Here is a 26,951-nt window from a genome sequence, read left to right as displayed (position 1 = left end):
ATTTGCTTGTTTAGTCAGTTGTTAGTATAATAAAATAGATTATGATAATTAGGAGAGTAAGATTAGTTTAACTCTAGTATTAATGTTACAAATATGTTACAATGTTACAGAACGATGTTATCATGGAAGAATTTATCCGAATATTAAAAGTTAGAGAAGGGGTTCTATGCACGAAAAAGAACTGAAACAATTAAAAGAAAAGCTAAGAGAAGATGGCGTAAGAATGACTACTCAAAGAATAGCTATTTTAGATTATTTAGCCGAAGCTCATCATCCAACTGCTGAAGATATTTATACAGCTATTGTGGCCAAAGATCCCAATATTAGTATGGCAACCGTTTATAATAATTTGAATAAATTAACGGATGAGGGATATTTACTAGAATTAACCTATGGAGATGATGCTAGTAGATATGATTTTAATATAGGGAAGCACTATCATGTAGTCTGTCAAGAATGTGGTCGTGTAGAGGATTTATTTTATCCTTTATTAGAAGATGTAGAATCAGTTGCTGAAGAATTAACAGGGTATAAAGTTCTAGGGCATCGTATGGAAGTTTTTGGAGTTTGTCCAAAATGCCAACAAAATTTATAAAATGTAAAGATTAGGAAGAGGAAATATGAAGAGAGACTGGAAAGGTATAAAACGATTAGAGCTACCTCAATTAGTTGCAATTGCTATTTTGATTTTATTTTTAGTAGTAGTAGAGTGGTTCGTAGTCAGTAGTTTAGCAAAAAATCATTTGATTAGAAGAAATGAAGCTGTTATGAGAAAAGCTGAAGAAACTGATGCACAGCAGTATAATGAAGCTGTAGAAGTTCAATCTCAAACTATTGGGAATACAGTATTTACGGTGTCATATCCTACTGTTGACCAAAAAATTGTAGAACCTATTCAAAAGGAATTAGATGTTTTATTAGAAAAAGCAAAAGAACAATATAAAGATGAAGCAAAACGTACTTGGGTATATTTAAAGGTTTATCAATCAAATGTTCTTAGTGGGTTAAAAGATGTATATTATTATCAATCTGTTTATCAAGAAACTAAAAAAGGATTGGAACAGGTAGCTTATGATGAATTAGGGCATCAGTTAGAAGGTAAAGAAAAATCTGGGACAGCTGTTATCAGTGAATTATTTATTAATGATTTAGAAGTTACGAATCATTTTGTTAAAAAAGCGATGAACGTAGCAAAAGAACAATCTTTATCTGAAGAACAGACTAACCAATTATTAAAAGAATTTGCTTATGAAAACTGGAAAAACTTAGATGCATCTATTATTCAAAATGGATTTAGATTCAACTTGAAAGAACCTATTCAAACTAGTAACGGAGAAAACTTGACTCAAATTTCATTTGCGTTCCAAGAACTATTTCCAATTTTAAAAAGTGATCGTATTCCTGAGTCACAACAAGAAGCTTATGAAAATTGGAAAAATCAATTAGAGGAACGTTTAAATGAAAAACGTGTGGCAATTAGTTTTGATGATGGTCCAAGCAGTGAGTTGACTCCGAAAGTTTTAGATATTTTAAAAAACTACGGAGTTCATGCGACTTTCTATATAATGGGAAAACATGTTCCAGGAAATGAAGATATTATTAAGCAAATTGTGGAACAAGGCCATCAAGTAGGAAATCACTCATATAGTCATCCATTATTAACAACATTAACTCCTGAAGGAGTTCATCAACAAGTAGCGGATACTCAAAAATTAATAGGAGATGCTACTGGTGGAATTCGCCCGACAACTTTAAGACCTCCATATGGTGGATATAATCGTATGGTTGCAGAACAAGCTGGAATTGCGATTTTAAATTGGTCTGTGGATACTTTAGATTGGAAGAGTCGTAATGTCAATAGTATTCTTCAAGAAGTAAGAGAGGGAACTTATAATGGTTCGATTATTTTAATGCACGATATTCATCCAGAAACAGTTGAAGCTTTACCAGGATTATTAGATTTCTTAAAACAGGAAGGATATGCGATTGGTTCGATCGAAGAATTAATGGGTGGACAAGCAATGCTTCCAAATCATGTTTACTTCGATAGAAAATCACATAAAGAAGTTCAATAATAAATTATCAAATTACTTGATTTTTTGATAGAGTTACGTTAATCTATTATTGTGTTTTAACACAGACCTTGTACCGAGTTCTGCGATTCACCAACGTTTTACTCAGTAGAAGGAATAATATAAGAAAGAGGTGTTTAGAAATGGCTATTTCTAAAGAACAAAAAAACGCAATCATCAAAGAGTACGCGATTAAAGAAGGAGATACTGGTTCACCAGAAGTACAAATTGCTGTACTTACTTACGAAATCAATCACTTAAACGATCATATTCGTGTACACAAAAAAGACTACCACTCAAACCGTGGTTTATTGAAAAAAGTTGGTCACCGTCGTAACTTATTAGCTTACTTACGTAACAAAGATATCCAACGTTACCGTGAATTAATCAACCGTTTAGGTTTACGTCGTTAATCATACGATTCAACAAGTCTCACTCCATCGTTTTTCGATGGGGTGTTTTTTTATGAAAAAAAGACGACCGAAGTCGTCTTAAAATGTTGTTGATTGTTTAAAGTGAAATAATCTGATCATTCGTATTGATTTTTTTGAAGATTTTATCTTTTAAGAGATACGCTTCTCCGTATAATTCTTCCATTCCATCATGGCCATAAATATAAGTCCCATCTGGGAAAATGTAAAATGCTTGATTGATGCTATCTTCTGTTGCAATTTCTTTTATGACATGTTTTCCATCTAAATATTCGTGTTTTAAAAAATTATAATGGGGAATCACTTGCTTCGTTGTTAGTCCTAAACCTGTTAGAAATCTTTGATATTCTAAATTAATACTTTCCCCTTCTATTTCTGGATGAGCGTAAACAGTTTCTGCTGCATTCATTGTTCCAGCGCTGATACCAATGATGACACCTTTAAAAGAATGAATTTTTTCAGCTAATTGAATTTCTTGGAAAAACTGATTTTGTGTAGGAACATGCCCACCAGATAAAATGACTAAATCGACTTCATTTAAATAGTCTTGAATATCTACCGTTTGACGGTGATCAAAAATAATAAACGGATCAAAATGAAGTCCAACTTCTTCAAATCCTAATTTTGTATAAGAAGAAAAATCATCTGTTAATTCATATGCATCTGGGTCAGATGAAATATATAAGGTTTTAATCGTTGTCTTTCCAAGTGCATTTTTTAAGTTTTCAATGAAACCATTAGCAGAGTTTACTTTATAAGATTCAGGAATACTTGCACTACTTGTTAAAAAATATTTCATAAGATTCATCCTTTCGAGTTCTATAAACATAGCCTAAGAGAGAAAAAAATTTTTGTCAAGAATGAAGCTATGGTATACTACGATAAAAATGGAAATGGTAAGATGAAAGGGATTTCGAATGACAATTAGAGTAGCAACAATAGAAGATGCAGCAGCATTAGTAGAGATTTATCGATATTATGTAGAAAAAACAGCGATTACGTTTGAATATGATGTTCCAAACATTGAAGAATTCGAAAGAAGAATTCAAACGACTCTTGAGAAGTTTCCTTATTATGTAGTCGAAGAAGAAGGAGAAGTGCTAGGATATGCTTATTCAGGACCGTTTGCGAGTCGAAAAGCTTTTTCTTGGTCAGCAGAAATTAGTATTTATTTGAAACAAAATCAACAGAAAAAAGGATATGGAAAAAAATTATATCAATTAATGGAAACTACATTACAAGAATTAGGATATCAAAATGTTTATGCTTGTATTGCAACACCTGAAGTGGAAGATGAATACCTAACAAATAATAGTGTTCTGTATCATGAGCATATGGGGTATCGATTAGTAGGAGAATTTAAGTGTTGTGGATATAAATTTAATCGTTGGTATCATATGGTTTGGATGGAAAAATGGATTGGAAAGCACGAAACTCAAATAGAAGAACCAAAAAGTTTTCCAATTTATAAACAAAGTTTGTGAAAAATAAACCTAACTGTTTATCTCAAGCAGTTTCTTTGATATTGGTTTGTGCAGATGTTATAATGAGTACTCATTAAGAAATTACTTTGGAGGTAGTTTATGTCAAAAAAAATTCGAGTACTATTGTACTATAAATATGTACCAATCGAGAATGGAGCACAATTTGCTGCAGATCATTTGGAATTTTGTAAATCAATCGGACTAAAAGGACGTATTTTAGTTGCTGATGAAGGAATTAATGGAACTGTTTCAGGAGATTATGAAACAACTCAAAAATATATGGACTATGTTCATTCTTTACCAGGAATGGAAGACTTATGGTTCAAAATTGATGAAGAAGATGAACAAGCTTTCAAAAAAATGTTTGTTCGCTACAAAAAAGAAATTGTTCATTTAGGATTAGAAGATAATGATTTCGATAATGATATTAATCCTTTAGAAACAACAGGTGCTTATTTATCTCCTAAAGAGTTCAAAGAAGCTTTATTAGATGAAAATACAGTAGTATTAGATACACGTAATGATTATGAATATGATTTAGGTCATTTCCGTGGAGCGATTCGTCCAGACATTCGTAACTTCCGTGAATTACCACAGTGGGTTCGTGATAATAAAGAAAAATTCATGGATAAACGTGTAGTTGTCTATTGTACAGGAGGCGTTCGTTGTGAGAAATTCTCAGGATGGATGGTTCGTGAAGGATATAAAGATGTAGGTCAATTACATGGTGGTATTGCAACTTATGGTAAAGATCCAGAAGTACAAGGCGAATTATGGGATGGAAAAATGTATGTTTTCGATGAACGTATTGCAGTAGATATTAACCATGTAAATCCTGTTGTAATCGGAAAAGATTGGTTCGATGGAACTCCATGTGAACGTTATGTAAACTGTGCAAATCCAGAATGTAATCGTCAAATTTTAACTTCAGAAGAAAATGAAGCTAAATACATTGGTGGATGTAGTCATGAATGCCGTATTCACCCAAGAAACCGTTATGTAGCTGCAAAAGGATTAACTCCTGCAGAAGTAATGGAACGTTTAGCAGCGATTGGTGAAGAATTACCAGTTCAAGCTTAATTGTAAAGTAAAACTCTTACTGTAACTTGATGTTATAGTAAGAGTTTTTTTAGAAAACTAGCATTTAATAACAGGAGATGCTAGAATGTTTTTGTAGCCAAAATCTAAACTTTCATATAAGATTTTTAACTACAAATATAAAATAAAATGGAGAAAGAGTTTAAGAAATTATGGATATTGTAGTTTTATTTTTTATTGCTTTATTAATCTATCTATTGCCTATAAATGATGATTATCTAAGTGTTCAATCAACAACAGGATTAAAAGGTTTGTTAGCATTTGGAATTATTTTTCATCATCTATCACAGTGGATAACTTCCGGAACAGAATTTTCACATTTTTCTTATATGGGAACATATATAGTTTCAATTTTTTTCTTTTTATCAGGATATGGTCTTTATTTTCAAAATGAAAAAAAGAAAAATTATATGGATGGCTTTTTGTATAAAAGATTAACTAAAATTTTAATTCCTTTTTTGTTTATCTCATTCATTTATTTAGTTTATAGAGTATTAAATGGTCAAATAATAAATGTAACTTTTTTTCTAGATTTATTTCAATATGGAAGTACTGTTATTTTTAATGGTTGGTTTGTAAATATTATTATTTTAATGTATTTATTTTTCTATGTATCATTTAAATTTTCTAAAAATACATTGGTTTCCATATTAATAAATACTTTATTGATATTTGTTTATATAATTGTAGCAATGAAATTGAAATATGGATTTTGGTGGTATAATAGTAGTTTTCCTTTTGCTTTAGGTTTGTTATGGAGAAAATATCAGGAAAAAATAGATGAACTTATAAATAATCATTATTTTGTTTTTTTGGTAATACTTAGTATTTTACTCTTCATATCACACCAATATGATTATGTATTGTCTAAATTACATATTTTTGATAGCTATAGTTATACTTTGGCTGCTAATTTAGATAATGTTATTTTTACTTTATATTTTTTACTATTTATGAAAAAAATAGATTTTTCAAATAGATATTTGATTTTTTTCGGTGGAATTTCATTTGAACTATATATGATACATGGTTTATTAATATCATTTTTTGGGAAATTTTTTGTTAGTTCAAAGGTTAATGATGTATTTTATACTATGCTTGTCATAGTGTTTAGTGTTTTACTAGCTATACTTATTCATAAATTCTTAAAACATATTCAAAGATTTATTCCGTAAAACAAGAATTATTGACCTTGACATTTTGTATACGGTAGCCAATAATGAAATTATTCTAGTAAATAGGAGGGATTCTATGACAAGAACAACTAGAGGAACGGTATCAATTATTATAGCAATTGTATTAATGGGAATTATATTTTATAGTTCGTCAATGCCCTATCATGACCAATCGCTTGTTTCAAATATACAGAAAATATTACAGTTTCAACCTTTTTCAGAGATGTTATCAAAAATTCATTTTACTTATGCAGGAAAAGTGATTAGTATTCCAAATTTAGGATATGCTCAATTTCTTGAATTTTTTATTCGTAAGGGAGCACATTTCTTAGTTTACTATTTTATTGGATATCATTGGTCGAAAGGATTAAAAATTCATCTAAAAAATCGAGTTTGGAGCTTATTGATTGCAATATTTATTACTGTGTTATACGCGATTACAGATGAGTTTCACCAAGGATTAACTCCTGGAAGAACACCATTAATTCAAGATGTTGTGTTAGATAGTTTAGGTGGAATTTTTGGAGCATTATTAGGATTTTTAAAAAAATAACAAAAAAGTCGAGAAAAAAATATTTTCTCGACTTTTTTGCGTATATATAAGATGACTAGTCAATTTTTTGAAAAGGGGGAATAGAAATGGAGGAGCTTACGAATGAAATCTTAATAGCAGCACTCCAATTTCACATTGACGACATACATTTATTACCTTTTGAAGATGAATATCGCTTTTATTTACGAGATGGTGAGCAATTATCTTTATTAAAGAAAATAGACTTGGAAACTGCTCATCGATGGATTACTTTTATAAAGTATAGGTCTGGAATGGATGTGGGAGAAAAACGAAGACCACAAAGTGGAGCAATGAAATATGTATTGAAAAATGGAAGAAGTATAGAATTAAGATTATCTGTAATTTCAAATTTTAAAATGCAAATATCCGTTGTCATTCGTTTATTACATTTGTCTACAGATGGGGAAAAAAGTCGAGAAGTATCTACCTATTTTCCAAAAGATATTGACCTTCTTCAAAAAATGTTACATTACAAGAGTGGGCTAATATTATTTTCAGGACCAGTAAGCTCTGGAAAAACTACAACAATGTATCACCTGTTAAGAAACCGCGTTAATGATACAAATTTACAAGTTATCACTATGGAAGAGCCTGTTGAAATGAGTGAACCTATGTTTTTACAAACAGAGATTAATGAAAAAGCAGGAATTACGTATGAATTACTGATTAAAAGTTCATTAAGGCATCATCCTGATATGATGTTGATAGGAGAAATTCGAGATGAAATGACAGCCAAAATGGTCATTCGGGGTGCCTTAACAGGTCATTTGATGTTAGCAACAGTTCATGCCAAAGACTGTAAAGGAGTGATTTCAAGATTAGAGGAATTAGGAGTTACAAAAGATTTATTAAGGCAAACATTAGTTGCAGTAGTAGCACAACGGCTAGTGCCGAGATATTGTTTTCTTTGTCAAAGCCATTGTTGCTTCCACTGTAATCATATTCCTCTTTCAAAGAAAAAGGCTACTATATTTGATATTGCTTATGGATCTTCATTGCAGCATTTAATTCAAGAGGAAGAATTTTTGAATCCGTTGTTACATCAGTTTAATAGAAAGTTGAGGAAAGCTTATGCACTTGGATATATTTCACAAGAAAGTTTTGAAGCCTACAAAATCTATTAAGAAATGGTCTAACAAAACTCAGGCTTTATTTTTAACTCAAGTAGGAGAGTTACTAGAAGAGGGATTTACTTTGCAAGAAACATTGGTATTTGCAAAATTACTCATTCCAAATCAAGAACAAGTGATTGATAAAATGATGGAACAATTATTGATAGGTGAGAGGTTTGATGAAGCTTTACATCTTGTAGGTTATTCTGATTCCATTTGTTCACAAATATATTTATCCATGTCGACAGGGTCCTTTGCACTTTCTTGCCGCACAATCGGACAATACTTAGCACAAAAAGATCTACAACTAAAAAAATTACGTCAAGTATTAATTTATCCATGTATTTTGATTATATTTCTAGTTGGTATGATTTCTGCGATTCGTTATTTACTACTAGGGCAACTGCAATCAATGGTTCAAGTGGAGAGTATTAAAGACCATATAATGCTTTATTTGATATGGAATGTTTTTGTTCATTTACCTTGGATTATATTAAGTGTCAGTCTATTTATTGGATTGGTATTAGTTGTTGCGTATGTATATTGGAAAAATAAGACGATTCTAAAACGACTACGTTTGTTAACTCGCTTACCAATTGTGGGGAGTTTAGTTCGTCAATATTACACATTTTTATACGCTAGAGAATTTGCCTATTTTCTAGGGAATGGACAATCATTATTACAAATGATTGAACAGATGAAACAAGAAGGAACGAGCCTATTAACAAAAGCTATTGCTGAATTTATTGAAAATGAACTGCAACGAGGAACTTCTTTTTCTAGTGCAATTCATCAATTGAAATTGTTTCAACAACCACTTATTTTATTAATTGTTCAAGGGGAGCTGACACATCAATTGGATATTAAATTACGCCAATTTTCAAAAAATTCATTTGAAGATTTTAAAGGGAAACTTGAAAAGAAAATTATGCTTATTCAGCCAGTATTATTTATTGGAATTGGGCTCATGATTATGTCTATGTATATTATTTTAATGTTACCAACATTAACATTGATAGGAGGAAATTAAGATGAAAAAATTATTAAAAAAGAAAAATGGTTTTACATTAATTGAATTACTTATTTGTTTATTTATTATCGGGTTGATGATGCTACTCATTATTCCAAATATTGCTCATCAAAGAGAAGAAGCTAAAAAGACATCAGATGCTGCGATAATAAAAGTGATTCAGAATCAGAAAGAATTATACAAAATAGAGAAAAAAATAGATACAGATCCAAGTTTGGATGATTTAAAGACGGGAAATTATATTACTTCAGAACAAGCAGATGCTTATACTAAGGCAACTGGAAAACATTAAGCAAATGCTCACTAATTGAAGAGTTGGGGGGATTTCTATGAAAGTTCATGCATTTACTTTAGTAGAATTACTTGTTTCGCTCAGTATTCTACTTGTATTATTATGCCTAGTTCCTCCTGCAATAGTAGATTTTAGTGAAACTTATCAAGAAAGAGTATTTATCAAACAATTTGAGAATGATTTGAAAATTGCACAATTAAATGCACAAGCCACGGGGTATTTTTCGTATATAGAAATAAGTATGCCAGAAAAATCCAAGTATACTCTTAATTGCCCAGGTAATGCGCAATTAAATACAGTAAGAATGATACCAAAAAGTATTAATGGAATAGAAAATTCACGTATTGGATTTAAAGGAGAAACAGCTAATTTGACGACCTATAATAAAGTACAATATGTTGTTTTTAAAGGTAAAAAGTATACTTATGAATATATTCTTCGATTTGGAGGAGGAAGAGGTTATGTTAAAGTATCGAAAAATTAAAGCGTATGTATTGGTAGAATCCATAATTGCTTTGATGATTTCTATTTTTACGCTTCTGTTACTTTCATCAGTGTTAGGAAACTCATTACAAAGAGAACAGTATCACAAATGTATGTTAAATGAATATTCATACCATTTAATGAGTTTGCATAAGGGGAGACCTCCAGTTTCTTATTTAGAAGAAAAAAAATATATAAATGATTCAAAACTTCCTGATGTGAGAAAAATAAATGACTTATCAGTTGAAAAGGAAAAAATAAAAAAAGTGGTTCATTATAAAAAGGTTGAATCTAAAGTAGCACCGACTTCAATTATCACTCATTGTGAGAAAGAGGAGGTGATTCAAATTGAAAAAATTGATCTTACAGAAAAAGGAAGGATTTCTTCTAATTGAGCAATTAATGGCTTTAGCAATATTTGCAGTTAGCATCATGCTAATTTCTGGAGTGTATAACGTATTATTAAAAGTACAAAATAAAATGGAAGTTCCTAATTATATAGAATGGCATTTAATGGTGACACAAATAGATACTCATTTGCAAGGATATGCAAGATCTAAGTATCAATTTGGAACGGAATTTGATGATGTTCGCCCTACAAACGATGCACAATATAAGATTGAGGCTGTTTCAGAACATGAGGGATTAAAATCAGTAGTTAAAATCAGTAAAAATGGAGGTTACCATCCAGTTTTAGTAGGATATGAAGAAATAATTATTAATAAAATAAAAGATGGTGTTTCACTCAAAGCTGTGTTAAGGAATCAAGAAGAATTTGAAATTGATTTTATCCCTGGAAATCGTGTTATTACTTTTGAAAAAGAAGTTACTCTTCAAGATGAAACAAACTTGTTTAAAATAGAGAATGAAAAGGAGGAGATTCAATGATCCAGAAAGTATTTTCTCAAAAAAAGTACAAGCAAGCTTAGTGATACCTTTTTTAGTGTTATTCTTTATTACAAGTTTAATGACGGTTGCTTATTATCAGATTAGACTAGCTAATGCAAACCAATATCGTTTACTTAAAGATACTTACCAACTGAAAATAATGTTAGAGTTAACAACTCAGAATTTAGAAAGTAATTTAATTCTAAAAGAAGATGTTATAAGTTATCCTAAAAAAATAAAATTTTCAACCGGTATTGTCAATATAAAATGGGATGAAAAGTCTCAATTATTTGAATTAATGGCGGAATTACCAAATGGTTCGAAACGCTCGGAAATTGTTTATATTGTATTTAAGGAAAAGAAAGTTATAGAAAAAAGACAGTGAATGAGTTTGTTTCATAGGTAATCTATGGTATACTTTTCATGACAATATGAAAAAGTTGGTGGTTAAATGGAACAAACAATTGGAGAAATCTTAAAACGTGCTCGTCAATTAAAAGGATATACTTTAGATGACTTGCAACAAATTACAAAAATTCAGAAAAAATATTTAATTGCAATTGAAGAAAATGATTTTGATTTAATGCCTGGTGACTTTTATACTCGTGCATTTATTAAACAAGTAGCAGAAACAGTTGGAGTAGATGGAGTTAGATTATTAGAAGAATTTGCACTTGTAAATTCTAAAAATTCTGATACTCTTTCAGAAGAAGATTCTTTATTAGCTGATAAAAAATTAATTTCAAGTCGAGTATCAAATAATCGTGAGGCTCAAACAGAGGTAAGTAAGGTTTGGATTCAATTTAAAAATTATTTACCTACAATTTTATTAGGTATGTTAGCTGTAGCCATTGTTTTTGCTATTGCAAGATCTTTATTAAATAAACAATCAACTCCTGTTACTACGACAGTTGCAACAACAGTAACGGCTCAAAATACAACAGTTACTGAAAAGGTAGAAAAGACAACAGTAGCTGAAACTACACAATCAACTACTACAACTAAAGAAGCAAAACAAACAACAATTCGTTATGCTTATGCAAATGGGAATGCATTATATTACACTGCAAAATTAGCCGAATTTCCAGCAAGTTTAGTAATAACAAACCGTGCAAGTACACAATTATGGGCTAGAATTACTGCAGATCAAAGGGTGGTAGCTGATGGTGCACCAACAACAGGGCAACAATTAGTTGGATCAATTCCTGAAGGAACAAATTCAATTGTTTTAAACTTTGGTTATACACCAATTGGTACCATTACTCTAGCAGGACACGAAATTCAAATTCCTGACGGAGTCAGTGCTACAGCAATTTATATTACAATGGAATAGAGGGAAGAGCATGAATATTGCTAATCGATTAACCATTGCTCGAATTGTCATGATTCCATTGTTTTTACTAATTATGTGTTTTCCAAAAGATGTTTTAGGAATGGTGAATATTTTTGATTCTAATCTAAGTATTAGTTGGGTATTGGCAATGATTATATTTACGATTGCTAGTATTACAGATTTTTTAGATGGCTATTTAGCTAGAAAATATCACTTGATTACAAATTTTGGAAAATTTGCTGATCCTTTGGCGGATAAATTATTAGTAATGACTGCTTTTATTACTTTAGTAGGGGCTGGAGTCATTCCAATGTTTATTGTAGCAGTGATTGTTTGTAGAGAATTGGCTGTAACAGGACTTCGTTTATTATTAGTTAATGATGGTGAAGTACTTGCAGCAGCATGGCCTGGAAAAGTTAAAACAGTAACACAAATGTTAGCGATTATCTTTTTATTGATTGATGATTTTCCAGTAAAAGGATTGCCGTTTTCCATTGGAACTATTTTGCTATATGTTTGTTTAGTTGCAACAGTGTATTCAGGAGTAGATTACTTTATAAAAAATAAACATGTTTTTGCAGATTCATTTTCTGTTTAATGGTGGAGGCTGGGATTTACCCAGCCTTTTGTTTTTTATAAATGAGGAGTAGAAAGTATGAAAGCAGAAATTATAACAGTCGGTACAGAATTATTAATGGGACAAGTCATTAATACAAATAGTGCAACCATTGCTAGAGAATTAGCAAAATTGTCTATTCCAACTTATTACCAACAAACCGTTGGAGATAATCCAGAAAGAATGTTTGAAAGTATTCAATTAGCTAGTAGTCGTAGTGATTTAATTATATTAAGTGGTGGATTAGGACCAACAACAGATGATATTACAAAACAAGTTTTAGCAGAATTTGTTCAAAAAGAATTAGTAGAAGATGAAGAAGCAATGGATAAAATTATTCGTTTCCATAAACAATCTCATCGCCCAATGAGCCCTAATAACCGACTTCAAGCATTAGCTTTTGATGGTGAAACAGTTTTTAAAAATCATAATGGTTTAGCTATTGGTGGTGCAGTAGAAACGGGAAAAAATATTTTCATTGTTTTACCAGGTCCTCCAAGTGAATTAAAAATGATGCTTGAAAAAGAGGCCATTCCATATTTAAAAGAAAAAGTTTCAAATGAAGGAACTTTTGTATCTAGATATTTACGTTTCTTTGGAATTGGAGAATCTAGATTAGTAACTGATTTAGAACAATTAATTGAAGAACAAACGAATCCAACAATTGCCCCATATGCAGGCATGTATGAAGTAGTTCTTCGATTAACAGCAAATGGGGATACAAAAGAAGAGTGTGAGCAGTTATTAGATGAATTAGAAGCAAAAATATTGTCCGTTGAACGTGAATATTTTTATGGATATGGAGAATATGAAACACTATTATCCATTACAAGTGAATTATTAAAAAATAGTGGATTAAGTATTGCTTCTGCAGAAAGTTTAACAGGAGGACTCTTTGCTTCAACATTAATTTCTGTTGAAGGAAGTTCACAATATGTACTAGGTTCTTGTGTCGCTTATCAAGAATCTGTAAAGAGAAATCAATTACAAGTTCCTCAAGAAATATTAGAAACATATGGGATGGTTAGTGTTGAGTGTGCAGAAGCGATGGCAGAAAATGTACGGTCAATATTTGGCAGTAATCTTGGAATTTCCTTTACAGGAATAGCGGGTCCATCACCAATGGAAGAAAAAGAAGTAGGAACTGTATTTATTTCATTAGCAGATGGGTTAGAAATAAAAACAATAGAATTACATTTAGCAAGAAACCGTAATGGTAATCGTGAATTTGCTGTTCAGTATGGGTTAAATGAGCTAAGAAAATATTTATTAAAAAAACAATAGAACAAATGTTCGTTTTTCTTGCTTTCACTATTGAGTATAGTGTATGATAAGGATGAATTAAGAGGACATGGAGGTTTAACATGGTAGAACAAGAAAATCGTCAACGTGCATTAGATGATGCATTGAAAAAAATTGAAAAGAGTTATGGTAAAGGTGCAGTAATGAAATTAGGAGAAAAAGCTGATTCGCAAGTTCAGACTGTTTCTTCAGGTTCATTAGCACTAGATATTGCATTAGGAGCAGGTGGATACCCTAAAGGAAGAATTATTGAGATTTTTGGTCCTGAATCAAGTGGTAAAACAACAGTTGCTTTACATGCGGTAGCAGAAGTACAAAAACGTGGTGGAGTAGCAGCATTTATTGATGCGGAACATGCTTTAGATCCAGAATATGCAAGAGCATTAGGCGTTAATATTGAAGAATTATTATTATCTCAACCAGATACTGGTGAACAAGGACTTGGAATTGCAGATGCATTAGTGGCTTCAGGAGCAGTTGATATTGTGATTGTCGACTCAGTAGCTGCATTAGTACCACGTGCTGAAATTGAAGGAGATATGGGACAATCTCATGTGGGTCTTCAAGCTCGTTTAATGTCTCAAGCACTTCGTAAATTATCAGGGACAATTAATCGTACGAAAACAATTGCGATCTTTATTAACCAATTACGTGAAAAAGTTGGAATTATGTTCGGAAATCCAGAAACAACACCTGGTGGACGTGCGTTAAAATTCTATGCAAGTATTCGTTTAGATGTTCGTCGTAGTGATCAAATTAAAAATGGAGCAGAAATTTTAGGAAATCACACTAAAATTAAAGTAGTGAAAAATAAAGTTGCGCCACCATTTAAAACAGCTGAAGTGGATATTATGTATGGAGAAGGAATTTCTCAAATTGGAGAAATTTTAGATATGGCTTCTGATTTAGATTTAGTGAAGAAGAGCGGTGCTTGGTATGCTTATAATGATGAAAAGATTGGACAAGGCCGTGAAAATGCGAAGAAATACTTAACGGAACATCCTGAAATCGTTGAAGTATTAACACAAAAAATCCGTTCTCACTATAATATCGGTGGAGAAGTCATTTCTCAAGAAGTCGAAGATTTAGGCCAAACAAATTTATTAGATGAAGAATAGTCATAAAAGGGAGAATGAACTGGAATAGTTTATTCTCCTTTTTTCATGAAAGATTTGTATGATATTAAATACATTAAACTAGTTTCACGATTTAATTCAGTGAAAAGTTTATTAAATTCGTTAAGATGGTGTTTTTTTATTGGAAGGGCTATAATGAAGCAGAAGAATGTGTTATGATAACAATGAATGTTAAAAAATATTAGGGTGAGGTGTATCCATGTCAATGAATCAAAGAATCTTAATTATTGAAGACGAAAAAAATTTAGCACGATTTGTAGAATTAGAATTACAACATGAAGGATATGAAACAAAAATTTGTTTTGATGGACGAAGTGGTTTACAAGCAGCAACAGAGGAAGATTGGGATGTTATTTTATTAGATTTAATGTTACCAGAATTAAATGGATTAGAAGTAGTCCGCCGCTTGCGTCAAGTTAAGAAAACACCAATTATTATTATGACCGCTAGAGATTCTGTAATGGATCGAGTAACAGGATTAGATCAAGGAGCAGATGACTATGTTGTTAAACCGTTTGAAATTGAGGAAATTTTAGCGAGAATTCGTGCATTATTTAGAAGATTAAGTATTGAAGAAGAAGCAAGAGTACAAAAGCAAACGATTTTAGAATATCGAGATTTAGTCATTGAAAAAGAAAACCGTACAGTGCGTCGTAATGGTGAATTAATTGATTTAACGAAGAGAGAATATGAATTACTATTAATGTTGATGGAAAATATTAATGTTGTTCTTTCTCGAGAAGTTTTATTAAACCAAGTATGGGGATATAAGATGGAAGTTGAAACGAATGTTATTGACGTATATATTCGTTATTTAAGAAATAAAATTGATATTCCAGGACGCGAAAGTTATATTCAAACAGTTCGTGGAACAGGTTATGTAATGCGTCGTTAATCAAGTCTAAATGGGGGATATCATGAAAGAAAAACATGAAGAAACTTCCGTTGGAAAAAAATGGTGGTTGATTATTTCGACCACTATTTTTTTACTATTAACATTGGTGACAGTTGGATTTTTAGGATTTGAACTCCAATATTATCAAAATCAAAAAATAGCTCTAACGGAAAAATATAGAGAACAATTAAGTGAAAAATTATCTGAATACGAAGCTCCACTTACTTCAGCTAATATTGTTGCTACATTAAATCAAAATAATAGTTATCAAAAAGATAAAGATAGTGTTTATCAAAAGAAATTTTATATTAATGATCAGCAGTTTAATGTACAAGTTTATGGAACAAATCGAAAAGAGATTTTTAGAACACAATCTTGGAATGATGGAGAAGTTATTGGAAATGAAGCTAAGACTCAGGTTAAAAAGTTAAAAAATGGACAAACAATTTTTCAAACTTCTATGCCGATTATTTCTAATAAATCAAGAGTTTTAATAGGGTATTTATCGATTACAAACCGATTAGATAATTTAAAACAATTAAAAGATGAGTTGAATCAATTAGCTTTGTCGATTCTTTTTGTATCAGCAATTATTGCGATTGTTTTAGGATACTTACTATCGAATCAAATGACAAAACCAATTAAAAAAATTCAAGAAATCATTTCATCCATTAGTGAAGAAAATATTTCAACGAAACGAATTAAAGTTTCAGAAAAGAACGATGAATTTGCAATTGTTTCTGAACATTTTAATGAATTATTAGATAAGATTAGTTTTTATATTGAACAACAAAAACATTTCGTAGAAGATGTTTCTCATGAACTAAGAACACCGGTAGCGATTGTAGAAGGACATTTAAAACTCTTAAATCGATGGGGAAAAGACGACCCAGAGGTTTTAGAAGAATCTCTACAAGCTTCACTAGTAGAGTTGCAAAGAATGAAAACATTAGTACAAGAAATGCTTGATTTATCTCGTGCACCTCAAGTGAAAGAACAGTATAAAGATGCTACAACGAATGTTACGGAAGTGGCTAAGCAGGTGGTGCATAATTTTAGAGTGCTATATCCTGAATTTATATTTACATTTGATGATGATTTAAAGCGTGATTTATGGATCCCTATTTATTTAAATCATTTAGAACAAGTAGTCATTATTTTAATGGATAATGCTGTAAAATATTCTCTTGATCGAAAAGAAATTATTTTAAGTTTATCAAAAGGGGAAGAGCATGTAGAAATTGCTGTTCAAGATTTTGGGATGGGAATGACTGAAGAAGATCGTAAAAAAGTTTTCTCAAGATTTTACCGTGTAGATAAAGCTCGTTCAAGAGAAAGAGGTGGTAATGGCTTAGGATTATCCATCGCTAAGGAATTGATAGAAAGTTATGATGGAGAAATTTCTGTTACAACTTTATTAAATCATGGCTCTATTTTTAAAATTACTTTACCTTTGACAAAGAAAGATAAAGGTAAATAATAATGGAAATTATAAAAATGGATAAAGTAGATGCTAGAAAAATTGCAAAAGAAATTTTGTTGAGTTTATCTACAGACAAAAGAAACTATCAAGAAGAACTGATATTAGACTATTTACGACAGCTTCCTGAATGGACAGAAGCAAAAATCATTGCATTAACGAAATCAATGTCTATCGAGTTTTCATTGGGAAAAGTTGTAAAGTTAGCTAGAAATATGAATAAAAAAATTGTAGTTCCAGTAACTTTACCGCATCGACAAATGAAATTTGCATTTTGGGATGAAAAGACACAGTTTCAAAAAAATTCCTTTGGAGTAGAAGAGCCTATTCAACCAATTTGGGTCGATAAAGAGCAAATTGATTTAGTCATTGTTCCAGGATTGGCTTATTCTAAAAAAGGCGAACGATTAGGATTTGGTGGAGGTTATTATGATCGTTTCATAGAACAACAGAACTTTTCTACTATTAGTTTAGCTTATCAGGAACAGGTTTATGAAGAAGCTATTTGGAATGTGGAAGTATTTGATCAAGCGGTTCAAATTCTTATTACAAAAGAAGGAGTGATTCATTCAAATGAATTATTGGAAAAAAGAGAGATATAAAAGAACTATTTTACAAAATTTAACATTTTCTAATTTATTTTTACTCATACAAATTATCATGTTTATCATAATGACATTAAAGGGTGGTTCAACGAATCCAGGAATTCTAGTTTATTATGGAGCAAGAGCTAATGCATTTATTATTTTACTTCATGAATATTGGCGTTTTATCACACCGATATTTTTACATATTGGTCTTGAGCATTTTGCGATGAATAGTTTATTTCTTTATTTCTTTGGAAATCAATTAGAAAGTATCGTTGGTCATAGAAGATTTTTAGTCATTTACTTATTAAGTGGTATTATGGGAAATCTTGCCAGTTTTGCTTTTAATGCTCAGCATATATCAGCGGGGGCAAGTACTTCATTGTTTGGTTTATTTGGATTGATGCTCTATTTATCAACAAGACATCGTTATATTTATGCCTTTAGAGAATTAGGAATGCAATATATGGCATTATTAGTGATGAATTTAATAACAAGCTTATTTTCAAGTACTATAGATCTTTGGGGTCATATTGGTGGATTAGTAGGAGGTTATGTCATATCTTCAGTTATTTCATTTAGAGGAGACCGAGTGACTAAAATGTATGAAAGACTACTATTTGCGATTATTTACATTTTAATTGCTATTGTATTGTTTAAAATCGGAGTTGAAGTAGGAAAAGAAATGCTATGAAAACTGTATACTAACTGATATACTATAAATAAAATGAATACGTTTTATGAGGTGAAGAATATGAATAAAAAAATTATCGGTATTGATTTAGGAGGAACCTCAATTAAATTCGCTATTTTAACACAAAATGGTGAAATTCAAGAAAAATGGTCTATTCCAACAAATATTTTAGATGAAGGAAGCCATATTGTTCCAGATATTATTCAATCGATTAAACATAAACTAACGCTATTAGGATTAACAAAAGATGATTTCTTAGGAATTGGAATGGGTTCTCCTGGTGTAGTAAATCGCCAAGAAGGAACTGTTATTGGTGCGTATAATTTAAACTGGAAAACATTACAACCAATTAAAGAACAAATTGAATCAGAATTAGGTTTATCATTTTATATTGATAATGATGCTAATGTCGCTGCTCTAGGTGAAAAATGGGTTGGAGCAGGAAATAATGAACCAGATGTTGTTTTTGTAACTCTTGGAACTGGTGTTGGTGGTGGAGTGATTGCTGGTAATCAGTTAATTCATGGATTTAGTGGTGCTGGTGGCGAACTAGGTCATATTGCCGTTGATTTTCAAGAACCAATCTCTTGTACATGTGGTAAAAAAGGGTGTTTAGAAACTGTAGCAAGTGCAACAGGTATTGTGAATTTAACACGTCGTTATGCAGAAAAATATGCTGGAGACTCTGAATTAAAAGCAAGAATTGATGATGGACAACAAGTCACTGCTAAAGATGTTTTTGATTTAGCAAAAGAGAATGATACTTTAGCGTTAATTGTAATTCGTCATTTTTCAGAATATTTAGGTGTAGCATGTTCACACATTGCGAACATTTTAAATCCATCAAGAATTGTTATTGGTGGTGGCGTGAGTGCCGCAGGAGAATTTTTATTAAAAGGTGTTCGTGAAGAATTTGAGAAGAATGTTTTCCCACCAATTAAAGATTCAACTGTTTTAGCATTAGCTGAATTAGGAAATGATGCTGGAGTTATCGGAGCAGCTTCATTAGTATTAATTGGTAAATCATAATTAGAGAGGTAATCATGTATGTTATTTTGGATTGTTTGGAGTGTTTTAGCAGTATATGTTGCGTATATTGCGGTATTATTTTGGATGCGTCGTAGTGCAGCTGAAACTTTAGATGCAGCGGAATTTAGTAAAGATTTACGTCATGGGCAATTAATTGATTTGCGTGAAAAGGATGAGTTTAGAGCAGGTCATATTTTAGGGGCTAGAAATATTCCTTATTCTCAATTTAAGGATCGTATGTTTGAATTAAGAAAGGATCAACCGATTTATTTATATGAACAAGGGATGACGATTTCAGGAAGAGCAGCGTATCGTTTAAAACGTAAAGGTTTTTCTAATATTTTTATTTTGAAAAATGGATATGATGCTTGGAATGGGAAGGTCAAAAAAGGATATTAAGGATTAAAATAGACTTTATCTTGTGTAGCAGAGTACGCCAGTAGCCAGCGAAGCTGTTTCTTGGCTAAAATTTGAGCCTAAGGTCTCAAATTTTCCTTGTACTAGAAGCTCAAGTAGCTCCTAGTACTCATGCTACCTCGAAAAGTCTTTTTAATTTGACGTGATTTAACGAGAGTCCGTTAGTAAGAGGCTTTATCTTGTGTAGCAATGGACGGCAGCAGCTTCGCACAGCGAATCTCTTCTACGACGAAAAGTCTTTTTTGTTGAAAAAAATCGTTTTTCCTAATTGACAAAAAGAAAAATATCCTATATACTGTTGACAATTTGAATAACTCATCTTTAATGTGATCCAGAGAGGTCAGCAAAGATTTAATGATAGAAAACGAAGTTTTTTATGGCTGAACCTACTTACATAAGTAGGCTATTTTTTTATAAAAAACAGTATTTTTGATGAGCAACTCATTTTAAATTGTTGGATGTCTATGAAATAAAAGCATTCGAACGAAAGGAATTGATGTCGCAAAAAGATTTTACTAGTCAGTTATAGTTCGTAACAAAAAGAAATAAATAGAATATCTTTTTAAAATAGTCCAGAGAGGCTAGCAAGGGATTGAATTTAACGTTACAAGCTTATTTGAGTATAGATTTTTGCATTATCATTCAAATAATAACTTAAATTTAAAAATAAAATTTACATACCTTGTAGTCTTTGGATTACAAGGTATTTTTTTATAAACAGGAGGAGGAAGTTTTATGAAAAATATTGTAAAAATGGCAGATTTAACAAATGAGGAAGTTTTCCAATTAATTCATCGAGGATTGGAATTAAAAAATGGAAAACACGTTGAAAGTAGAGATGACCTGTATGTAGCCAATTTATTTTTTGAAAATTCTACTCGTACAAAACATAGTTTTGAAATTGCAGAGCATAAACATAAATTAAAAGTAATTAATTTTGAAGTGGCAACTTCTTCTGTGAATAAAGGTGAAACATTATACGATACTTGTAAAACTTTAGAAATGTTAGGCTGTAATCTATTAGTGATTCGTCATAGTCAAAATGCCTATTATAAAGATTTAAAAAATTTAAACATTCCAATTCTTAATGGCGGAGATGGTAGTGGAGAGCATCCTAGCCAATGTTTATTAGATCTAATGACAATGTATGAAAAATTCGGAACTTTTGAAAACTTAAATATTATTATTGCAGGAGATATTAAAAATTCTCGAGTTGCTAAAAGTAATTATCGTATGTTAACAAGATTGGGAGCAAAAGTTCGATTTGTATGTCCAGATATTTACAAAGATGAAACACTTGGAGAAGTCGTTGATTTTGACGAGGTCATTGGGGAAGTGGATGTGTGTATGCTACTAAGAGTGCAACATGAAAGACATGCTTCAAAAATGGGCTTAACGAAAGAAGAATACCATGAAAAATTTGGTTTAACACCACAAAGATATGAAAAGTTAAAAGAAACAGCAATTGTTATGCATCCAGCTCCTGTTAATCGAGATGTAGAAATTGCATCTGAACTAGTAGAAGCACCAAAATCAGTTATTTTTGAACAAATGAAAAATGGAATGTTTATGAGACAAGCAATGATTGAAAAAGTTATTAAAGATAATCAATTATAAAAAGGAGAAGCAAATGTTACTTTTAAAAAATGGACAAATTTTAGAACAGGGTGTTTTAGTTCAAAAAGATCTTTTGATTGAGGGTGAGAAGATTACAAAAATAGCTGATTCAATTGAAAATGTTGAAGCAAAAGTTTTAGATTTAAAAGGGAAATTTATTTCTCCTGGATTTATTGATGTTCATGTTCATTGGAGAGAACCGGGCTTTGAATATAAGGAAACGATTTATCATGCATCAAGAGCTGCAGCACGTGGTGGATTTACGACTGCAATGCCAATGCCGAACTTAAATCCTGTTCCAGATTGTTATAAAAATTTAAAATTGCAATTAGATATTATTGAACGTGATTCAGTGATTCGTGCCATTCCTTTTGGAGCAATTACAAAAGGAGAACAAGGAAAGGAATATGCTGATTTTAAAGAATTAGCAAATTTCGTATTTGCTTTTAGTGATGATGGTCGTGGAGTTCAAGATGCAAATATGATGTTTGAATCAATGAAAGTTGCTGCAAGCCTTGATAAAGCGATTGTGGCTCATTGTGAAGATAATTCCCTCATTCGTGGTGGATGTATGCATTGTGGAAGAAGAAGTAGAGAATTGCAATTACCAGGTATTCCATCAGTTTGTGAAAGTGTTCAAATTGCTCGAGATGTGTTGTTAGCAGAAGCAACAGGTTGTCATTATCATGTTTGTCATGTTTCTACAAAAGAATCTGTCAGAGTCGTAAGAGATGCAAAAGCTGCTGGGATTAAAGTGACGTGTGAGGTTTGTCCTCATCATTTATTAAGTAATGAAATGGATATCCTAGAAGATAATGGAATGTGGAAAATGAATCCACCATTAAGATCAGCTGAAGATCGTAATGCATTGATTTCAGGTTTGTTGGATGGAACCATTGATGTAATTGCTACAGACCATGCACCTCATGCTCCACACGAAAAAGACTTAACAATGACAAATGCAGCATTTGGAATAGTCGGTAGTGAAACAGCTTTTAGTCAACTTTATACCAAATTCGTTAAACCAGGAGTCTTTTCATTAGATTTTTTAGTGAAGAAGATGAGTGAAAATGTAGCAGATACCTTTGGATTGCCATATGGTCGATTAAAAGAAAATGGATTCGCAGATTTAGTTGTCATCGATTTAGAAAAATCAATGGAGATTGATCCAAATCAATTTTTATCAAAAGGACGTAATACTCCATATATTGGTGAGAAAATTTATGGAATTCCAGTGTTAACTTTATGTGAAGGAAGAGTTGCTTATCAAGATAAGGAATTTTTCTTAGACTTATAGAGAATGAATGATTTTGACAGTTAATAGGCAAATGAAAAAATGCAAAGGAGTATTTGTATGGATACTTATATGACAACCGTTGTTAGTAATGAAAAAATTGCGGATAAAATATTTCGAATGGAATTACAGGGGGATATCGTTCAAGAAATGACGACACCTGGGCAATTTGTCAATATTAAAGTGAATAATAGTTATGAATTTCTATTAAGAAGACCGATTTCCATTTGCGAAATTAATCATGAAAAAAAATCATTTGTCATCGTCTATCGTGCAGATGGAGCTGGAACGAAGATTATCTCTGAATTAAAAGAAGGAGAAATAGTAGATATATTAGGCCCACTTGGAAAAGGATATGATTTAGATGTCTTAGAAGAAGGACAAACAGCACTGATTGTTGGTGGTGGAATTGGAGTACCTCCATTATATGAATTAGCAAAACAATTTCAGAAAAAAGGAATCCAAACAGTTCATATATTAGGCTTTAATAATATTAAAGATGTTTTTTATGAAGATGAATTTGCACAACTTGGAACAACGTATATCGCAACTGCTGATGGTAGTTATGGTGAAAAAGGTTTTGTAACAGATGTTATAAAAAAATATGCAGTAGACTACCATAAATATTTTAGTTGTGGACCATTTGCCATGTTAAAAGCCTTAACTCAAATGGATGAGGAAAAAATGGGATATGTATCTCTAGAAGAGCGAATGGCTTGTGGGGTAGGAGCTTGTTATGCCTGTGTTTGCGAGAAAAGGGACGGTACAATTTCAAGAGTTTGTTATGATGGGCCTGTTTATGACACAAGAGAGTTAGCCTTATAGGAGGAAATGATGAGCGAGAGATTAAGAGTAAAATTACCAGGTTTAGATTTGAAGAATCCTATTATGCCAGCCTCTGGTTGCTTTGCATTTGGCTTAGAATATGCTCATTTTTATGATTTAAGTAAATTAGGCGCTATTATGATTAAAGCGGCAACAAAAGAACCACGATTTGGGAATCCGACTCCACGTGTAGCAGAAACTTCTAGTGGAATGTTGAATGCGATTGGGTTACAAAATCCAGGAGTGCATGAAATTATGGAAACTAAATTAAAAGCTTTAGAAAAATACGATGTTCCAATTATTGCGAATGTGGCAGGTAGTGAAATTGAAGACTATGTTTATGTTGCAGAACACATTAGTAAAGCTCCAAATGTCCATGCATTAGAATTAAATATTTCTTGTCCAAACGTAAAACATGGAGGAATTCAGTTTGGAACAGATCCGTGTGTTGCTAGAACTTTAACGGAAAAAGTAAAAGCTGCTTCTAGCGTTCCTGTTTATGTCAAATTATCTCCGAATATAACAGATATTGTATCAATGGCAAAAGCTGTTGAAGAAGGTGGAGCAGACGGAATTACGATGATTAATACATTAGTAGGGATTCGTTTAGATAGAAAAACAGGAAAGCCGATTATTGCAAATGTTACCGGTGGATTATCAGGACCTGCTATTAAACCAGTAGCGATTCGAATGGTTTATTTAGTATCGCAAGCAGTCAATATCCCGATTATTGGAATGGGCGGTATTATGGATGAATGGGATGTTATTGATTTTATTTCAGCTGGAGCAAGTGCGATAGCAGTTGGAACAGCAAACTTTACAGATCCATATGTTTGTCCAAAAATTATTGACCGATTAGAAGGTGCTCTTGATGAATTAGGAGTGCATCATCTACTAGAGTTACGTGGACGAGCTTATCATTAAAAAGGAGTGGTAGGATGAAAAAAGAAGTCATTGTTGCATTAGATTTTCCAACAGTGGAGGAATCATTAGCTTTTTTAGAAAAATTTGGTGATGAAAAATTATTTGTAAAAATAGGACTAGAATTATATTTACAAAATGGACAAGTTGTTGTTAAGCAAATTAAAAAACTAGGACATAAAATCTTTTTGGACTTAAAATTACATGATATTCCAAATACGGTTTATGGCGCAGCCAAAGGATTGGCGCAGTTTCATGTGGATATTTTAACGGTACATGCTGCAGGTGGTTATGAAATGTTGAAAGCTGCTAAACAAGGTATGTTAGATGGTGGAAGCTTTGATACAAATGTTATTGCTATTACTCAATTAACTTCTACATCAGAACAAGATATGAGAGAGTATCAATGTATCCCTCTTTCTTTAGAGGAAAGTGTGATTCATTATGCGAAGTTAGCAAAACAAGCAGGATTAGATGGAGTGGTTTCATCTGTTTGGGAAGCTGGAAAAATTACAGAAAATTGTGGAGAAGACTTTTTAAAAGTGACTCCTGGAATTCGACTTGAAACAGATGAAGTGGGTGATCAAAAACGTGTAGCAACTCCTAAAGTTGCAAGTCTTGAAGGGAGTACGCATATTGTAGTAGGTCGTTCTATTACAAAGGCAGAAAATCCAGTAGAAGTATATCATTTTATTAAAGAACAATTTATAAAATAAAGGAGAAGAGTATGACATTAGAACGTAAACTTGCCAAAGAATTATTAGCGATTGAAGCTGTTGCATTAAGACCAAATGATTATTTTACATGGACATCGGGTATTAAATCACCAATTTATTGTGATAATCGAATTACAATGTCTTATCCAAGTATTCGTAAAGAAATTGCCGCAGGAATGGTAGAAGTTATAAAAGAAAAATATCCAGCAGTAGAAGTCATAGCTGGAACTGCAACAGCAGGTATTCCTCATGCTGCTTGGGTCAGTGAATTGTTAGATTTACCGATGATTTATGTTAGAGACTCTGCAAAAAAACATGGGAAAACAAATCAAATTGAAGGAAGAGTATTAGAAGGACAAAAAGTGGTTATTATCGAAGATTTAATTTCTACTGGTTTGTCATCTTTGAAAGTTGCAAAAGCTTTAAGAGAATCTGGAGCTGAAGTGTTAGGAGTAGTTGCGATTTTTAGTTATGAATTAAAGAAAGCTCAAGATGCTTTTGAAGAGGCAGGAGTAGAGTACATTACCTTAACTAATTATCCTGTTTTAGTAGAGGAAGCTGTTGCTATTGAATATATTCACCAAGATGATGTAGAAAAATTATTAGAGTGGCGAAATGAATTAAACTAAAATGAAAAACGAGATTGAAAAACTTCAATCTCGTTTTTTAAAATTCAACATTGTAACAGTACAGGTGTTCTTATGAACATTCTAAGAAAAGTTTATTTTTGGTTTTTCTACTGGAATACTAATTTCAACAAAGTTATCAGCATAAATGATATCTAAACCTTCGCAGTTTGTATGAAGTAAGCGATGAACAACAAATTCAATTTCAGTATCTTTCACACGACGCTTACGATTGATAATAACAATATCTTTGTGAGTAGCAGCATCTTCATAAATAACGGTTGTTTGACCTAATGAATACACTTTTACGAAAAATGCATCCGTATTAGCTAGTTGTTCTTTAACAAGTTTTAAATGACTATTTGTAATATCAATTAACTTCATTTTCATACACCCTTTACTGTAATCTCTTTCTACTATTATACTCTTATTTTCTGAAAAATTCATTATTTAAATTCAAAAAAATAAAAAAAGCTTTATTGAAGATAAAGTAAGTAAATGATGATAAAAAAATTATTAAAATATGAATAGAAATAGTTGTTAAAATTATAAAAACATGGTAACCTAACTTAATGAGAGGAGTGTATACGTTTGCTAGTCCTACTAGTAATTGTTACAATCCTTAATAAAAATTTTATTTTTAAAGGAGTTTTTTTTATGGAAAAGAAAGAATATCACGTAATTGCAGAAACAGGAATTCACGCTCGTCCAGCGACATTATTAGTTCAAACAGCTAGCAAATTTGCTTCAGATATTCAATTAGAATACAAAGGTAAATCTGTTAACTTAAAATCAATCATGGGCGTTATGTCATTAGGTGTTGG

General features: G+C 31.5%; 33 protein-coding genes. 31 read left to right on the top strand and 2 right to left on the bottom strand.

Going from position 1 to position 26,951, the window contains the following annotated elements:
* The first annotated feature begins 166 nt into the window (after positions 1-166).
* The 3 genes from RWO76_RS06600 to rpsO all read left to right on the top strand — a co-directional run bounded on the left by RWO76_RS06600 (position 167) and on the right by rpsO (position 2,485).
* Positions 167-595, top strand: a complete 429-nt coding sequence (locus RWO76_RS06600) for a Fur family transcriptional regulator (RefSeq protein ID WP_314354868.1) — start codon at positions 167-169, stop codon at positions 593-595.
* Between the two features lie 25 nt (positions 596-620).
* On the top strand, positions 621-2,075 hold the full coding sequence (locus tag RWO76_RS06595; protein ID WP_314354867.1) for a polysaccharide deacetylase family protein: 1,455 nt from the start codon (positions 621-623) through the stop codon (positions 2,073-2,075).
* A 140-nt stretch (positions 2,076-2,215) separates the two neighbouring features.
* Positions 2,216-2,485 (top strand): 30S ribosomal protein S15, encoded by a 270-nt coding sequence (gene rpsO / locus RWO76_RS06590; RefSeq protein WP_006702365.1) that lies wholly within the window; start codon positions 2,216-2,218, stop codon positions 2,483-2,485.
* Positions 2,486-2,582: 97 nt separating this feature from the next.
* Here the strand turns inward: rpsO and RWO76_RS06585 are convergent, their stop codons facing one another.
* On the bottom strand, positions 2,583-3,302 hold the full coding sequence (locus RWO76_RS06585) for a Type 1 glutamine amidotransferase-like domain-containing protein (protein WP_314354866.1): 720 nt from the start codon (positions 3,300-3,302) through the stop codon (positions 2,583-2,585).
* Between the two features lie 118 nt (positions 3,303-3,420).
* Between RWO76_RS06585 and RWO76_RS06580 the strand changes: the two genes are divergently transcribed.
* The 27 genes from RWO76_RS06580 to pyrE all read left to right on the top strand — a co-directional run bounded on the left by RWO76_RS06580 (position 3,421) and on the right by pyrE (position 26,130).
* A complete protein-coding gene (locus RWO76_RS06580) occupies positions 3,421-3,987 on the top strand; it encodes a GNAT family N-acetyltransferase (protein ID WP_314354865.1) in 567 nt (188 codons plus the stop codon).
* A gap of 99 nt (positions 3,988-4,086) precedes the next feature.
* Positions 4,087-5,067, top strand: a complete 981-nt coding sequence (locus RWO76_RS06575) for a rhodanese-related sulfurtransferase (protein ID WP_314354864.1) — start codon at positions 4,087-4,089, stop codon at positions 5,065-5,067.
* Between the two features lie 170 nt (positions 5,068-5,237).
* On the top strand, positions 5,238-6,260 hold the full coding sequence (locus RWO76_RS06570) for an acyltransferase (protein ID WP_314354863.1): 1,023 nt from the start codon (positions 5,238-5,240) through the stop codon (positions 6,258-6,260).
* A 76-nt stretch (positions 6,261-6,336) separates the two neighbouring features.
* On the top strand, positions 6,337-6,813 hold the full coding sequence (locus RWO76_RS06565; protein ID WP_314354862.1) for a VanZ family protein: 477 nt from the start codon (positions 6,337-6,339) through the stop codon (positions 6,811-6,813).
* 86 nt (positions 6,814-6,899) lie between these two features.
* On the top strand, positions 6,900-7,958 hold the full coding sequence (gene comGA, locus RWO76_RS06560; RefSeq protein ID WP_314354861.1) for a competence type IV pilus ATPase ComGA: 1,059 nt from the start codon (positions 6,900-6,902) through the stop codon (positions 7,956-7,958).
* The gene (gene comGB, locus RWO76_RS06555) at positions 7,906-8,976 is read left to right on the top strand and encodes a competence type IV pilus assembly protein ComGB (RefSeq protein ID WP_314354860.1); all 1,071 of its coding nucleotides are present in this window, start codon (positions 7,906-7,908) and stop codon (positions 8,974-8,976) included. Before comGA ends, comGB begins: the two co-directional genes overlap by 53 nt.
* A gap of 1 nt (position 8,977) precedes the next feature.
* A complete protein-coding gene (gene comGC / locus RWO76_RS06550; protein WP_314354859.1) occupies positions 8,978-9,268 on the top strand; it encodes a competence type IV pilus major pilin ComGC in 291 nt (96 codons plus the stop codon).
* Between the two features lie 37 nt (positions 9,269-9,305).
* Positions 9,306-9,752, top strand: a complete 447-nt coding sequence (locus RWO76_RS06545) for a prepilin-type N-terminal cleavage/methylation domain-containing protein (protein ID WP_314354858.1) — start codon at positions 9,306-9,308, stop codon at positions 9,750-9,752.
* Entirely contained in the window at positions 9,730-10,146 is a 417-nt protein-coding gene (locus tag RWO76_RS06540) for a hypothetical protein (RefSeq protein ID WP_314354857.1), read from the top strand. The genes RWO76_RS06545 and RWO76_RS06540 overlap by 23 nt, the downstream gene beginning before the upstream one ends.
* Positions 10,100-10,639, top strand: a complete 540-nt coding sequence (locus RWO76_RS06535) for a hypothetical protein (protein ID WP_314354856.1) — start codon at positions 10,100-10,102, stop codon at positions 10,637-10,639. The genes RWO76_RS06540 and RWO76_RS06535 overlap by 47 nt, the downstream gene beginning before the upstream one ends.
* Positions 10,617-11,024 (top strand): hypothetical protein, encoded by a 408-nt coding sequence (locus RWO76_RS06530; RefSeq protein ID WP_314354855.1) that lies wholly within the window; start codon positions 10,617-10,619, stop codon positions 11,022-11,024. Before RWO76_RS06535 ends, RWO76_RS06530 begins: the two co-directional genes overlap by 23 nt.
* A 66-nt stretch (positions 11,025-11,090) precedes the next feature.
* Positions 11,091-11,972, top strand: coding sequence for a helix-turn-helix domain-containing protein (locus RWO76_RS06525; RefSeq protein WP_314354854.1), 882 nt, complete (start codon positions 11,091-11,093; stop codon positions 11,970-11,972).
* A gap of 10 nt (positions 11,973-11,982) precedes the next feature.
* Positions 11,983-12,570 carry a CDP-diacylglycerol--glycerol-3-phosphate 3-phosphatidyltransferase gene (gene pgsA, locus RWO76_RS06520; protein WP_314354853.1) on the top strand — a complete coding sequence of 196 codons (588 nt, stop codon included), beginning with the start codon at positions 11,983-11,985 and terminating at the stop codon, positions 12,568-12,570.
* A gap of 57 nt (positions 12,571-12,627) precedes the next feature.
* Positions 12,628-13,872 carry a competence/damage-inducible protein A gene (locus RWO76_RS06515; protein ID WP_314354852.1) on the top strand — a complete coding sequence of 415 codons (1,245 nt, stop codon included), beginning with the start codon at positions 12,628-12,630 and terminating at the stop codon, positions 13,870-13,872.
* A gap of 80 nt (positions 13,873-13,952) precedes the next feature.
* A complete protein-coding gene (gene recA, locus RWO76_RS06510) occupies positions 13,953-15,008 on the top strand; it encodes a recombinase RecA (RefSeq protein ID WP_314354851.1) in 1,056 nt (351 codons plus the stop codon).
* A 223-nt stretch (positions 15,009-15,231) separates the two neighbouring features.
* A complete protein-coding gene (locus tag RWO76_RS06505; RefSeq protein ID WP_314354850.1) occupies positions 15,232-15,921 on the top strand; it encodes a response regulator transcription factor in 690 nt (229 codons plus the stop codon).
* Between the two features lie 22 nt (positions 15,922-15,943).
* Positions 15,944-17,401: an ATP-binding protein gene (locus tag RWO76_RS06500; RefSeq protein WP_314354849.1), complete on the top strand. Its 1,458-nt coding sequence runs from the start codon at positions 15,944-15,946 to the stop codon at positions 17,399-17,401.
* Between the two features lie 2 nt (positions 17,402-17,403).
* Positions 17,404-18,003 (top strand): 5-formyltetrahydrofolate cyclo-ligase, encoded by a 600-nt coding sequence (locus tag RWO76_RS06495; RefSeq protein ID WP_314354848.1) that lies wholly within the window; start codon positions 17,404-17,406, stop codon positions 18,001-18,003.
* On the top strand, positions 17,975-18,682 hold the full coding sequence (locus tag RWO76_RS06490) for a rhomboid family intramembrane serine protease (RefSeq protein ID WP_314354847.1): 708 nt from the start codon (positions 17,975-17,977) through the stop codon (positions 18,680-18,682). Before RWO76_RS06495 ends, RWO76_RS06490 begins: the two co-directional genes overlap by 29 nt.
* A gap of 60 nt (positions 18,683-18,742) precedes the next feature.
* On the top strand, positions 18,743-19,711 hold the full coding sequence (locus tag RWO76_RS06485) for an ROK family glucokinase (protein WP_314354846.1): 969 nt from the start codon (positions 18,743-18,745) through the stop codon (positions 19,709-19,711).
* Positions 19,712-19,729: 18 nt separating this feature from the next.
* Positions 19,730-20,110 (top strand): rhodanese-like domain-containing protein, encoded by a 381-nt coding sequence (locus RWO76_RS06480; RefSeq protein WP_314354845.1) that lies wholly within the window; start codon positions 19,730-19,732, stop codon positions 20,108-20,110.
* A gap of 753 nt (positions 20,111-20,863) precedes the next feature.
* Positions 20,864-21,745, top strand: a complete 882-nt coding sequence (locus RWO76_RS06475) for an aspartate carbamoyltransferase catalytic subunit (protein WP_314354844.1) — start codon at positions 20,864-20,866, stop codon at positions 21,743-21,745.
* Positions 21,746-21,758: 13 nt separating this feature from the next.
* Complete coding sequence (locus tag RWO76_RS06470; protein ID WP_314354843.1) at positions 21,759-23,042, top strand: dihydroorotase; 1,284 nt, start codon at positions 21,759-21,761, stop codon at positions 23,040-23,042.
* Positions 23,043-23,099: 57 nt separating this feature from the next.
* The gene (locus RWO76_RS06465) at positions 23,100-23,864 is read left to right on the top strand and encodes a dihydroorotate dehydrogenase electron transfer subunit (RefSeq protein ID WP_314354842.1); all 765 of its coding nucleotides are present in this window, start codon (positions 23,100-23,102) and stop codon (positions 23,862-23,864) included.
* Between the two features lie 9 nt (positions 23,865-23,873).
* Positions 23,874-24,788: a dihydroorotate dehydrogenase gene (locus tag RWO76_RS06460; protein ID WP_314354841.1), complete on the top strand. Its 915-nt coding sequence runs from the start codon at positions 23,874-23,876 to the stop codon at positions 24,786-24,788.
* Positions 24,789-24,802: 14 nt separating this feature from the next.
* Positions 24,803-25,501, top strand: coding sequence for an orotidine-5'-phosphate decarboxylase (gene pyrF, locus RWO76_RS06455; RefSeq protein WP_314354840.1), 699 nt, complete (start codon positions 24,803-24,805; stop codon positions 25,499-25,501).
* Positions 25,502-25,512: 11 nt separating this feature from the next.
* Positions 25,513-26,130 carry an orotate phosphoribosyltransferase gene (gene pyrE / locus RWO76_RS06450; protein ID WP_314354839.1) on the top strand — a complete coding sequence of 206 codons (618 nt, stop codon included), beginning with the start codon at positions 25,513-25,515 and terminating at the stop codon, positions 26,128-26,130.
* 81 nt (positions 26,131-26,211) lie between these two features.
* Here the strand turns inward: pyrE and RWO76_RS06445 are convergent, their stop codons facing one another.
* Positions 26,212-26,511, bottom strand: coding sequence for a DUF1827 family protein (locus tag RWO76_RS06445; protein WP_314354838.1), 300 nt, complete (start codon positions 26,509-26,511; stop codon positions 26,212-26,214).
* 273 nt (positions 26,512-26,784) lie between these two features.
* On the opposite strand from RWO76_RS06445, the gene RWO76_RS06440 reads away from it, so the two are divergent.
* Positions 26,785-26,951, top strand: a 167-nt coding sequence (locus RWO76_RS06440) for a phosphocarrier protein HPr (RefSeq protein WP_314354879.1), incomplete at its 3' end; no start/stop codon positions are given.

This window comes from uncultured Granulicatella sp., from assembly GCF_963521425.1.
Taxonomy (GTDB): Bacteria; Bacillota; Bacilli; order Lactobacillales; family Aerococcaceae; genus Granulicatella.
Note: the sequence above shows the minus strand (reverse complement) of the source record. Positions and strands in the feature narration are given on the sequence as shown.